Raw genomic sequence first — 11,983 nt, forward strand, 5'->3', positions numbered from 1 at the left:
GATGGATTCCATCAGCCTCTTCTTTTTTAATTGTTATAAAGCTCATTGTAATCATCCATATCAGTACCTTTGTTGAAACGTCGGATATTATAGGAGAATGAAAGCATGAAGTAGCGCTGCATCACATTATTTTGACCGTCTTCCACATACGCATCTGTGACATCCCTATAGACACTTCTGTTCTGGCCCAATAAGTCATATACATTCAGGGAAATTTCCCCGCGCTGACTTCCGAATACTTTTTTGCCTATACTCATATTCATCAGCATGACATTTGCGTCATATCCTTCGGAAAGGCCTGAATTCAGCTGATGGTTTACATCCAGCCTGTAAATAAAACCTTCCCAGATAATCCAGCTTAGGTTTAGCCTTGAGCGCTGATTGTAATAGTTATTGTTCAAGCTGGAGTTTAGTGTGTTTTCAACATCATTATAAGAAAAACGCGTAGAGATATTGAAGTCAATCTGATCTGAAATATTGCTGCTAAGGGAGATTCCGGTACTTATCCTTGAAGAGTTGTTAAAGCTCAGCTGGTTGTTTACCTGACCTGGTCTTTTGGTGTTGCTGTATCCGCCGTTAATATTGAAATTGGACTTCACAAAACCAAGCGGAATGCCATAACTCACCCAGGATCTGAAGTCTTTGGAGCCATCCAGGTTCACAGGCATATAAAGCTGGGATCCCTTTTCCAGGATAATCCCCCCAGGAAGTTCAGTGGCTTCTTCTGCGGTAAAAGTACTGTTGGATACCGCATCATTGATTAACCGATATTGGGCAAAAACAAACCAGGAGCGATCGTTTTCAGGATTATTGCTTCGGAACCGAAGCCTCATCCTATTGGAATAAGACTGGTTCAGATTGGGGTTTCCGGTCTTTAACTGCAAAGGATTTGAGTTATCTATCACATTCTGAAGCTGATCTACCGAGGGGGCATCCACATCTGTATCATAATCCAGCTCGAAATTGGTATTGTCAGATAGGGTATAATCAAATCTGACCGTCGGAAGAAAGCTCTGAAAGTTTCGGTCTATAGTTCCCGCTGCGGGGAAAAACTGGTCATTTTTAAGGGAGGCATCCTGATATTCCAATTCTGCCTGAAACTTCAGTTTCTCCAACGTGTATTGATAGCCGATCTCCACTTCCTGACTCAGGTATTTGCTCTCAAAAGAATTACTTAGCGCCGTATCCAATGAAAGCGCAGGGTCGGGCAGTTCCTCATTTATAATATCAAATGTCAACTGATCGGAATCATTTAATCTGTTGCCTATTTCATATTCCAGTTCCATCTGTCCGTTTTTACCTATGGGTTCGGTATAAGAGACCCCTGTTTCCCAGTCATATCCTGACCTGTCACGGGTGATGTTCTGATTAATGATTTCTGTACGCTCATCGGGTTGGTAGTAACTATTTGTGGCGCTACGAAAGGCTTCATCCTTGTTGCCGTGACTTCCTGTATTTGCACTTACAGTCAGGCTTCTCCCTTCTTTGCTGAATTTATGGCTATAGAATAACCGATGGAACATGTCATAATCCTGGTTGTCCGCCGTACGGATATTTTCTGTTTGGTTCAGCGGTCCGTCATTATTTACACTTTGGCCGAAGAAGCCCGAATTTTCTGTTTCGAAAGTAGCTGAGAGCCTTGGTCTATAGAGAATCCGGTTGTTTTCATTGATCGTGTATTCGAGTCTCATGTCAAATTGATGATCCTGACTGTTGCGTGTTTCCCTGCTGTCTTCTGTATAGATTTGATCTGAATCAGAGCCTGTCACATATTCACGGATAAGACTGGATTGATTAGTGTTTTTACGGTGACTATAAAGGTAGCTTCCACTGACCTCTATTTTTTCTCCCCAATTATCTGAGTAATTCATGCCCAGGATGTTCGTGGTAATTATACCGTTTTGGGGACGATTATTACTCTGGGAATTTGCATCGCTGGAATAATCCAGGACGTTTATATTGTTGCTCAATCCGGTGAAAGTAAAACGCTGGTCTTCGTTAAAGGAATTCACACTTGCCCCTGCCAGGTAACGGTCATCCGTTCCGTAGCCTACCGTTGCTTTTCCAAACTGCCCTTTCCTTCTATTTGGTTTGGTGATGATATTGATGGTTTTCATCCGTTCCCCATCATCAAAACCGCTCAAAAGTGCTTTATCGCTTTTTTGGTCAAAAATTTCAATTCCCTGGATTACTTCAGCAGGAAGATTTTGCAAAGCTGTATTGACATCCCCGCCGAAGAAGGGCTTGCCATCCACTAAAATCTGCGTGATTGCTTCCCCCTGGGCTTGTAGGCCTCCATCCTGTGAAATGACGCCCGGGAGTTTTTCGATTAGCGTCTGGGCGCTGGCATCTTTCATGGTTTTGAAGGCATCGGCATTAAAAAGTGTCGTGTCTCCCTTTTGCTCGCCCTGCGCCCTTCTGGCACTTATGGTGATTTCATCCAAATCAGTTGATTCTTCCTCTAGCCCAAGGACACCCAAATCCAAATCCTCAGTGACATGGATCGATCTAAATAGATTCTTGTAACCCAAGTATTGGATTTTTAGAAGATACTCACCGCTTTTTACATTGGTAATTTCAAATACCCCGTCCAGATCCGAAATCATCCCGTCTACCTGAACGGAGTCAGGTAGATTCTGAATCAAAATAGTAGCATTGGGAATGGTGATTTCCGTTCCTGCCTGTTTTACTTTTCCCTTGATTGAATAGGTCTGTGCAGAGGCTTGTGAAATGCTGAAAAAGATAAGTAGAAAATAAATATAGCTCTTCATCGAAGTGGGTTAATTTGGTGCATCTGAGAATAAGTGCTTCCTAGGCGGAGTAACTATCCTACAGGTGACTTTTGCTTTTTTATACTATTTCTAACAAAGAAAAGCACTTAGGGTTCGGATTGGGAGCGATTATTGGGTAAGCGGTAATATGTTGAATTAAGCAGCAGTTTTCTACAGATCTTTTTAGCCTTAGCAATTACCTGGTAGCTGATGATTCAGTTTAATGCGTTGATTTTTAGTGTTCTATGGAACTGTATAAGGAAAATGACAATCTACGTCAATGTTATGTTAATTTTGCAAACATTCTTGTGTTTATAAAAACAACAATTTATCTTAGCTGGTGTTAAAACGAATCAGTTTATGGAAAATCAGGAAAAGATCAGTATTACTACAAAGACGCTGGCATCGGGCAATTGCCAGGTGAAATTTTTCATCGAAGACGAAGTAAAGCCTCAATATGGTTACTTGCTGGTAAATGGGCCAAAATCTGTCGGAGAAATTATCGAGGAAATCAAACTCCGTATGGAGAGAAGGCGTAATTCAGCCCTGAACATGAATCCATTTTTTCCGCTCCCAGCTGCTCCCGAGGATCATAACTTTTACTTGTACTCAGCATGAAATTCCTTTCTTCCAATCTACGGTTTTTGCGCAAGCAAAAGGGAATTACCCAGAATGATCTCGCAGATCAGCTGGATGTGCAACGTACGATGATTTCTGCCTATGAAGACGGTAGATCAGAACCTAAGCTTTTGACACTTGGGAAGCTTTGTGATGTGCTGGATGTAGGGATGGAGGAGTTACTGGGCCATGATATCGAAGGAAAGGGAAGAAAGGCCATTCAAAAAAGAGGAATTAACATTCTTACGATTGCCTGTGATGAAGATGAAAAGGAAAACATCACATTGGTTGGACAAAAAGCCTCAGCTGGATATTTAAACGGATTTGCAGATACCGAGTACATGCAAAGTCTTCCTCAATTTCAGATTCCCACGCTTTCCAGGCAGGCTACTTATCGGGCCTTTGAGCTGGCCGGGGATTCTATGCTTCCATTGACCTCTGGTACTATTGTCATCGGAGCATATGTAGATCAGCTAAAGGACATCAAAAGCGGCAAAACCTATGTGCTCGTAACCGGGACGGAAGGTGTGGTGTATAAGAGGGTTTTCAATTACCTGAATGATAACGGTAAACTATTTCTTGTTTCCGACAATGAGCAATACAAGCCTTATGAGGTGAAAGGGGAGGACGTGGTGGAGGTTTGGGAGGCGAAAGCCTTTATCAGTACCGACTTTCCCAATCCTGGGGACAAGAAAAAGCCCTTGACTTTGGAAGATCTGGGGGAAATGATTTCTGATATCCGGGCAGATCTGAGGAAGCTTAAGAGTTAGTTTCTTCTCAATTCAGCTGAACTTACGAGGCCGTTAGCCTGTGTCTGGCCTACCCAGGATTCACCGCTGTTAGCTGACCCAAAAGAAAAGCTGTAGCTTCCTTGATCGTCGTATAGACCAAATGTGGTAGAGTATAGGTAGGTACCATCGTATTCCCCGGTTCCCTCACCTACTTTGTTGTCAAAGTAGTAGTAGTCAAATGAATAGTATGCACCATTCTGCTCTAGCAAGAAATAGCCGGCACGGATCCCATTTTCATATAACCACCATTTACCCGAATAATCAAAACCGGCTTGAGCAGCAGGGGGGGTAGACGGATTCTCTTCGGGTAGGAGACCCTCATTAAATTCATTTCCGGCCGGATTATCATCCATTGGCGTATTGCTTTCAGCCAGGTTCTGCTGCCCATCTACCATTTCTTCATTTTGGGTAGTGGGACTGATGTCCGTGAGGGCCTCATCTTCAGGTATAAGCCCAATAAGCAAGAGAACTACAAATGCAAAAATTACCCACAGATAATTTTTTGCCCACCAGCCTTTAGGTGGCTTGGAGATGGGATATGGACGTGGGGTAGGGGCCGGCTCTTTTTTTTTGATTGGAGGGATAACACCCTCTATTGATTTGATCAACATCCCCACATCATATCGCCATCTGGAAATCGTGATTTCCTTCGAATGTTTTTCAGCCAGGGATTTAATGTTGTCAGGGAGCTGGCTGGTTTTGGGCAGCATTGCTTTTTTGAGCAACACAGGGATCACCCGGGTGTCTTCCATAGTCAATGCCATTGCTACTTCTCTTCTCACCCAGTCATTTTCCTGGAAAATGCGCAAGTTCCCTTCCTCGTCTTTTACATCTGCCCAATCAGGACCGATCAATACCAACACAACCTTACTCTGCCGTATAGTTTTTTCGATGGCATCGGCAAAATTTAACCCAGGCTCAAGAGTCTCTATATCGAAGAACACATTCTCTTCTCCAAAGACTTCCTCCAAGTCTTCCTTGAGCCTGCTAGCTTCACTCTGGGTGTCGCTTTGGCGGTAGCTGATAAAAATTTTCCCCTTCTGCATAAAAAAACCTGATTTCTTGCTAGTTAAAGTTAAGCGAATCAGGTTCTTAATTGCAATGGGAAAGGGTAATTTTATTCTTCAATAAGATTTTCAAATCCATCTTTTATTTTTCCAACTGCATCAAAAGAGGTATCAATGTTGATTACGCCCTTTCCCAGTTCATGCCAATAGCCATCCCCGCACTCGATGTATGCGCCACGCTTGGTTCCAGGAGTCTCTTTGGCTATTTCGTAATTATAATCCGGTGAAAATACCAATTTCAGGAGTTGGACTGCATATTCCCAGTTGATGGTCCTTGATAGGTTTCTTGAAGTGAATACGGCTTCCCTGTTAGAGAAATTCATCGTGATGGAGCAGTCTACACTTTCCTCATTTGTTACCTGGCGGTAATTTACAGTGAGCGGGGCTTCCTTCTTGGAAGTTTCATAAATAGCCTGAATGATATCCTGGGCAAGCAGTTGCCACATTTCTTGTTCCGCCGGAACTTTTGCATTACCTATTTTGCCACCCTCTATAGCAGAAAGGGTGAGTCCCCCTTCATCCAACTGCTTACCACTCCATTTTACTTTTTCGAATGCTATGGAAACTACCTTTTTCCACACCGGATCAAGTTTACCTGTGAAGCTGAAATCATCGTTGGTGGTGAATCCTTCATCGAGAATTTCATCTTCGCTAAGATCTTCTCTGTCAGTATAATGCAGTTCTAATCCAGCGATTAAATCCGAGTTGCTCCAGTCCAGTGAAAGTCTGTATACATTACTATAAGGAGGAGGGATTATTCCTGAATCATAGTCAAATACTACTCCGTTTACGTGATCATTACTCTTATTCATCTGTTTATTTTTTGTTTCTCAGCGGTCATATGGAATCTCGCACAATGAATAATCATCCCTGTGTGTGTCGTTTTGGACATGCTCGATTTCATCGCTGCAAAAGTAGGTCTTTTACCTCAAAACCTTTTAGAGCAGGTCAATTTCAAAATGGGTTGTCGATCCGGTACTGACTTTTTTACTGCACCTGGAGAAGGATGGTACACCGAATAGCAGACTTGGGTTGTTGGAAAACCCAAAATCATCCACAGGATACCCAACTTTGTTTTTTCTGATTTCACCATCCTGGTCATGGTCATGAAAAACCGTGATGGCGTAGGTTCCTGCAGGGACGTTCGTAATTGTTTTTCTTGCCACGCCATTTTCAATTGGGAGAGTCAGCATTTTCCAGGCGTCATCTAGAGATTCTGGCCAGCCTTTTTTCTGGTCAAAAACAAGGACCTGAATCACCCCATCATCTGTGGAAGTCTCTGAAATGGCAAGCTCTATGGTGCCCAGATTACTTTGCGCCTGGGCGATAGTTAAGAGTAGGAACAAGCTAAGTAATGCCAGTCTCATAGGCTTTCAGTGGTTTTCAGACGGTTTATTTTTCCCGATTCTGTTCTTAAAAACCCAGGAACAATGAAAATGTTTTTTGGGACCTCGTATGTATCCAAAACATCTTTTAAAGCACTTAAGAGGTTATCAACTCCCTTATATCCTCCTTTTGATTCTATAATCAGACACAATTTCTCTCCAAGTATTTCATCTTTCTGGCTAAAAAAGAAAAAGGATGAATTCGGATAGAATCTCTGGATTACATGCTCAGCCTTTGTTTCCAGAAGTTCGGGATGAAGTTTTACACCGCCTGAATTGATGACAAAGTCTGCTCTTCCAAGCCATCGAAAGGAATTTTCTCCGACTAACTCTACCAAATCATTTGTCTGTATTACTTCATCTTCGCTGGAGGCCGACTTTATCCACAACGCACCCCTGCTGTCCAACCCAAATTCTATTCCGGGCAATACGCTGTAATGCAATTCTGCACTATCGATTTTAGCCAACGCAACATGGGATACGGTCTCTGTCATGCCGTAGGTTTGATGGGCTACAATACCATTTTGTATGAGCTGGTCTTTCAGCCTGGAGGAAATAGGTGCTCCACCAATGATGAGATGTTTTATTTTCTTCAGTTTCTCTAAAGAGGGTTTATCCTGCATGCAGGCTTCCACCTGAAGGGGGACCATCGCGGCAAAATCCGGGATACGTTTAATTCCCAGAAGTGGATTTGACTTTGGTTCAATTAGCTCAATCGGGCTATTCCAGACCATGGCCCGGACCAACATCATTTTACCGGCGATGTACCTGGGGTCAAGGCAGCAAAGCAATTGTGCATCTTCATCCATCTGAAAAAAGGCCTGGGTTGCTTTTGCACTGGCAATCATTTGTGCCCGGGAAATCTGGATTTCCTTGGGGTTGCCTGTAGATCCTGAAGTATGCTGTGTAAAGGTGGATCCGCCCGAAAGCCATTCCTGACAGAACTGGAAAGCTGCTTTTGCAAAGTCCGGAAAATCAAGGTTTTCCAGATCAGCATGGGCTTTTGTCTGAAATGTATAATTGCCGAAAGTGAGTTGAAACATTTGCTTTTCGCTTTTTAGATCCCTTTTCCGAAGGTAAATATGCTCCTTCAAAATTCGGGGAAGGCTGTTATCTTGCAAAAGAATTAGATTTTTACCCAAATCGAAAGATATGAACTGGATCACTGCAAAAGAATACGAAGATATTACCTACAAAAAATGTGATGGCGTAGCACGAATCGCCTTCAATAGACCCGAAGTCAGAAATGCTTTCCGTCCAAAAACTACGGCTGAACTCTACGATGCTTTCTACGATGCGCAGGAAGACACTTCCATAGGAGTTGTTTTGTTGAGCGGGGAAGGACCTTCGACAAAAGACGGAGGCTGGGCGTTTTGTTCCGGTGGCGACCAAAAGGCACGGGGAAACCAGGGTTATGTGGGCGAAGATGGGTATCACCGGTTGAATATTCTGGAAGTGCAGCGTTTGATCCGCTTCATGCCAAAGGTTGTCATCGCGGTAGTTCCCGGCTGGGCAGTCGGTGGCGGACACAGCTTGCATGTGGTCTGTGACCTGACGTTGGCCAGTAAGGAGCATGCGATCTTCAAGCAGACAGATGCGGACGTGACCAGCTTTGATGGGGGTTATGGGTCAGCTTATTTGGCGAAGATGGTCGGCCAGAAGAAAGCGCGTGAGATCTTCTTTTTGGGGAGAAATTATTCCGCTCAGGAAGCCTACGAAATGGGAATGGTGAATGCAGTAATTCCTCACGCTGAACTTGAGTCAACGGCTTATGACTGGGCTCAGGAAATATTGGCCAAATCCCCGACCTCGATTAAAATGCTGAAGTTTGCCATGAACCTGACTGATGACGGAATGGTCGGTCAGCAGGTGTTCGCCGGAGAAGCAACCCGATTGGCCTATGGAACGGAAGAGGCTAAAGAAGGTAGAAATGCCTTTTTGGAGAAAAGAAAACCTGATTTCGGGAAAAATAAATGGATACCTTAAGGAGACTCAGCTAGTAAGCCCCAAGAGGTAAGTGTCAAAAAACTAAAACCTAGAGTCAAGGCTTTTAAAAGCCTTGACTCTAGGTTTTATCAGGTAAGTTAGTTTTTAAGAAATAAATTCTCTTATCAATAAGCTTCCCCCAAATCTTTCAGGTGAATTCCTCCGCCATAAATCCCCGGTTAGTTAATTCTGCTACAGAGGCATTTTAAAGGGATGGAAACCATTTCAATGGAAAGCTGATCTCACGCCCATCCTCCCTGATAATTCCTATTTTGTTATTTGAAATTAAAAAGTTACAATTTATGGATGTACCAGTTTTTACCAGATAAGTTAAAGTCAAAAGGCCTGTCAGGATATTCCAAAAGGCCTTTTGTTTTTCATATAGTTGGGAAATCAAATCTCGATTTTTGCTCCAAGCACTTTAAGAAATTCGCGGATCCAGGCAGGGTGTCCCGGCCAGGCGGGAGATGTGACCAGATTTCCATCAACATAAGCATCAGTTGCGGGGATATCCTGATATTCGCCGCCTGCTATAGTCACTTCCGGACCCACGGCAGGGTATGCAGTAAGCTTTCTTCCCTTTACCACTCCTGCAGCTGTCAGAATCTGTATCCCATGGCATACGGCAGCAACAGGCTTGTTTGTATCAAAGAAGTGCTTGACAATTTCCAATAACTTTTTGTTCAATCTCAGATATTCCGGTGCCCGGCCACCTGCAATTGCCAAACCGACATAATCATCCACATCGATCTGGTCAAAGGAATAGCTCAGCATAAAATTATGCCCCGGCTTCTCAGTGTATGTCAGATCCCCTTCAAAATCATGGATTGCAGTTTTAACGGTTTCCCCTTTTTTCTTTCCGGGACAGACCGAATGGACTTCATAGCCCACCATTTCCAGCATCTGAACCGGGACCATGGTTTCGTAATCTTCTGCGAAATCTCCGGTGAGAAATAATATCTTTTTCATAATTCTGTATTTAGTTGGTTCGAAAAATAGGTAGGTGCTACCTTTTGTTTAGTTTTTCCAATTTAAGAAAATGCCGGCGCATTAGGATTAATCCTTAGTTAAGTTTTGCTAATCTTAGCTAGAAATAGGGATTCGGCTTTCTTCCTGCAGCAGGCTGGCGCTAAGGGTCTCAACCAGGCAATTATCAATAGATCATGACTGTCAGTGCCGAGTTGAAACCAGAATTGTTAAAACAGCTGGCATTGCAGAAAATTCTATGCAACTTATTATTTTATTGAAACCCAAATTTAATTCCCCATGAAGCACCTCGAAACTTCCTATAAGACTCACGATGATCTTGAACTTTACCTGCAAGCCTGGATGCCTGAACTTCCTAAGGCGGCTTTGCTGCTAGTTCATGGACTGGGTGAGCATAGTTCCCGGTACCTTCATCTGGTAGAAAGGCTGACTGGGATCGGGGTTTCGGTTTTCACCTTTGATGGGAGAGGGCACGGGAAATCCGCAAAAGGAAAACCGGATGCATATTTTGAATCTTCAGAAGATTATCTTAAAGATATTGATGCCTTGTTTGGTAAGGTCAGGTCATACGCTCCCGGCCTTCCTGTATTTATATATGGGCATAGCATGGGTGGGGGAATGGTAGCGGCCTACGCTTTGAAATATCAACCAGGAGCTTCTGGGGTAATTTTAAGTTCGCCTGCGATCATGGAAGACGAAGGAACCCCCAAATTCTTAAAAGCCATAGCAGGCTTGGTCAGCAATTATTTCCCAAGACTGAAAGCCTTAAAGTTGGATGCTGCTAAGATTTCCAGAATTCCGCAGGAGGTGTCCAGCTATCTGAATGACCCCTTGATTTATACCGAGCCGGTTCCTGCGAGGACAGGTTATGAGTTAATGCAAACCATGAAATACATCCAGAAAAATGCTAAGGAGTTTACCTTGCCATTGCTGGTGATCCACGGCTCCGCAGATGAGCTTACCAATCCAAAAGGTTCTGAACTGCTTTTCGAAAAAGCAGCTTCAAGTGACAAAACGCTCAGAATTTTTCCGGGAGGTTATCATGAGTTGATCAATGATCTGGATAGGGAGGAGGTAATTGAATTGATAGTGAGTTGGATGGAAGATCGGCTTTTTTAGGATTTCAGAGGTAAGCAAGGGTTATTATGTTTCTAGGCTTAAGAACTAAGTTATACTACTATTGTGTTTTCTATTAATGGTTCCACAGTGCAGCATATTCATTAGATTTGCATGAATTTTTAATAAAAATATTGACAAAAAGTTATAACTGTTTCTTATTTGGTAATACATGGAAACCTTAAGGAATTTAAAGCGCCATTTACGCCGTGGAAGTGTGTATCGGAGATCTGCCTTGGAGCGATGGTCAAATTCCGTGGATAGGCATTTGAAACAGCTTTTAACTGAGGGGACTTTGCAAAAATTATATCAAGGGGTTTACTACTATCCAAGGGAAACGGTATTCGGAGTTGCACCTCCGGAAGAGTCTGCTTTGGTTCGATCCTTCTTAAAAGATGATGAGTTTTTGATCACTTCCCCCAATGCCTATAATTCTTTAGAGGTGGGAACTACCCAGCTTTACAATAAGCGAGTGGTCTATAATCACAAGCGTCATGGCGAATTTGATCTTGGCGGTCGGAAGTTCTTTTTCCACGTGAAGCCTAAGTTTCCCAAGAATCTCAGTCTTGAATTTCTGCTGGTTGATTTGGTCAATAATCTAGACTCATTGGGCGAGGACAAGGCGATGATTCTATCAAAGGCTAAAGAGAAAGCCAGAAAGCTTGACCTTGTTAAATTGAAGCGTACTGTCTCAGCCTATGGCGGAGCAAAAGCCAAAAAAGTGTTTTCATCGATCCTAGAGACTCAGCATGTCTGATCAATACCTGCATGAACGGAAAGATTTCATTGATCTTCTTAGAATCCTAGAACAGGAAACAGGTATTCAAATTCAGCTGATAGAAAAGGATTATTGGATCATGCACGTACTGTATGGATTAAAAAAGCAGGGATTCGAATTTGAGCTTAAGGGTGGAACGTCCTTGAAAAGGAAACAGGCGAGAAGAAAGCCAATTTGATGCGTCAGTATTATGATCTTTACTGCCTTTTGAATGAGACGGAGGTTAAGAATTTCATCGGCACTGAAGCTTATTTTAGGCATAAAAAAGCCCGCTTTCCAAAGAAAGACTTTGAAATTCCCATAAGAGAAAACCAAGCGTTTCTACTCAGCGAGCCTGAACAAAGGTCTGATTTTGAGGCAAGATATAAAGCGACTTCTGCCTTATATTATGACAGACAACCTGAGTTTGGTGAATTGCTGGAAAGATTAAAATCGAATATAATAGATTTATGAAGGAGTAACATGGAAGGGAAGTTAACTAAAA

The 11,983-nt window shown here is 42.9% G+C and carries 12 protein-coding genes; 6 read left to right on the forward strand and 6 right to left on the reverse strand.

Features of this window, described 5'->3' with window-relative positions; genetic code table 11:
* Positions 1 to 26 precede the first annotated feature (26 nt).
* Positions 27 to 2,771, reverse strand: coding sequence for an outer membrane beta-barrel protein (locus AS141_RS01960; protein ID WP_057935931.1), 2,745 nt, complete (start codon positions 2,769 to 2,771; stop codon positions 27 to 29).
* Positions 2,772 to 3,131: 360 nt separating this feature from the next.
* Here AS141_RS01960 and AS141_RS01965 point away from each other — a divergent pair, with 360 nt between their 5' ends.
* Positions 3,132 to 3,389, forward strand: coding sequence for a hypothetical protein (locus tag AS141_RS01965; RefSeq protein ID WP_057935932.1), 258 nt, complete (start codon positions 3,132 to 3,134; stop codon positions 3,387 to 3,389).
* The gene (locus tag AS141_RS01970) at positions 3,386 to 4,159 is read left to right on the forward strand and encodes an XRE family transcriptional regulator (RefSeq protein ID WP_057935933.1); all 774 of its coding nucleotides are present in this window, start codon (positions 3,386 to 3,388) and stop codon (positions 4,157 to 4,159) included. The genes AS141_RS01965 and AS141_RS01970 overlap by 4 nt, the downstream gene beginning before the upstream one ends.
* Here the strand turns inward: AS141_RS01970 and AS141_RS01975 are convergent.
* The 4 genes from AS141_RS01975 to AS141_RS01990 form a co-directional block, all read right to left on the reverse strand.
* The gene (locus AS141_RS01975) at positions 4,156 to 5,226 is read right to left on the reverse strand and encodes a toll/interleukin-1 receptor domain-containing protein (RefSeq protein ID WP_057935934.1); all 1,071 of its coding nucleotides are present in this window, start codon (positions 5,224 to 5,226) and stop codon (positions 4,156 to 4,158) included. The two genes, AS141_RS01970 and AS141_RS01975, sit on opposite strands and share 4 nt — an antisense overlap.
* A gap of 71 nt (positions 5,227 to 5,297) precedes the next feature.
* Positions 5,298 to 6,059, reverse strand: a complete 762-nt coding sequence (locus AS141_RS01980) for a hypothetical protein (protein ID WP_057935935.1) — start codon at positions 6,057 to 6,059, stop codon at positions 5,298 to 5,300.
* A 126-nt stretch (positions 6,060 to 6,185) separates the two neighbouring features.
* Positions 6,186 to 6,614 carry a DUF2141 domain-containing protein gene (locus tag AS141_RS01985; RefSeq protein ID WP_057935936.1) on the reverse strand — a complete coding sequence of 143 codons (429 nt, stop codon included), beginning with the start codon at positions 6,612 to 6,614 and terminating at the stop codon, positions 6,186 to 6,188.
* A complete protein-coding gene (locus AS141_RS01990) occupies positions 6,611 to 7,675 on the reverse strand; it encodes an AMP-binding protein (RefSeq protein WP_157243362.1) in 1,065 nt (354 codons plus the stop codon). The genes AS141_RS01985 and AS141_RS01990 overlap by 4 nt, the downstream gene beginning before the upstream one ends.
* Before the next feature lie 109 nt (positions 7,676 to 7,784).
* Between AS141_RS01990 and AS141_RS01995 the strand changes: the two genes are divergently transcribed.
* Positions 7,785 to 8,618, forward strand: coding sequence for a 1,4-dihydroxy-2-naphthoyl-CoA synthase (locus AS141_RS01995; protein ID WP_057935938.1), 834 nt, complete (start codon positions 7,785 to 7,787; stop codon positions 8,616 to 8,618).
* Between the two features lie 393 nt (positions 8,619 to 9,011).
* On the opposite strand, the gene AS141_RS02005 is transcribed toward AS141_RS01995, so the two are convergent.
* Positions 9,012 to 9,587: a DJ-1/PfpI family protein gene (locus tag AS141_RS02005; RefSeq protein WP_057935940.1), complete on the reverse strand. Its 576-nt coding sequence runs from the start codon at positions 9,585 to 9,587 to the stop codon at positions 9,012 to 9,014.
* Between the two features lie 297 nt (positions 9,588 to 9,884).
* On the opposite strand from AS141_RS02005, the gene AS141_RS02010 reads away from it, so the two are divergent.
* The 3 genes from AS141_RS02010 (at position 9,885) to AS141_RS26755 (ending at position 11,952) form a co-directional block, all read left to right on the forward strand.
* Positions 9,885 to 10,724: an alpha/beta hydrolase gene (locus tag AS141_RS02010; protein ID WP_057935941.1), complete on the forward strand. Its 840-nt coding sequence runs from the start codon at positions 9,885 to 9,887 to the stop codon at positions 10,722 to 10,724.
* A 253-nt stretch (positions 10,725 to 10,977) separates the two neighbouring features.
* Positions 10,978 to 11,478 (forward strand): hypothetical protein, encoded by a 501-nt coding sequence (locus tag AS141_RS02015; RefSeq protein ID WP_082632159.1) that lies wholly within the window; start codon positions 10,978 to 10,980, stop codon positions 11,476 to 11,478.
* Positions 11,479 to 11,676: 198 nt separating this feature from the next.
* Positions 11,677 to 11,952, forward strand: a complete 276-nt coding sequence (locus AS141_RS26755) for a nucleotidyl transferase AbiEii/AbiGii toxin family protein (RefSeq protein WP_057935944.1) — start codon at positions 11,677 to 11,679, stop codon at positions 11,950 to 11,952.
* Positions 11,953 to 11,983 lie beyond the last annotated feature (31 nt).

This window comes from Algoriphagus resistens (genome assembly GCF_001442615.1).
In the GTDB taxonomy this organism is placed as follows: Bacteria; Bacteroidota; Bacteroidia; order Cytophagales; family Cyclobacteriaceae; genus Algoriphagus; species Algoriphagus resistens.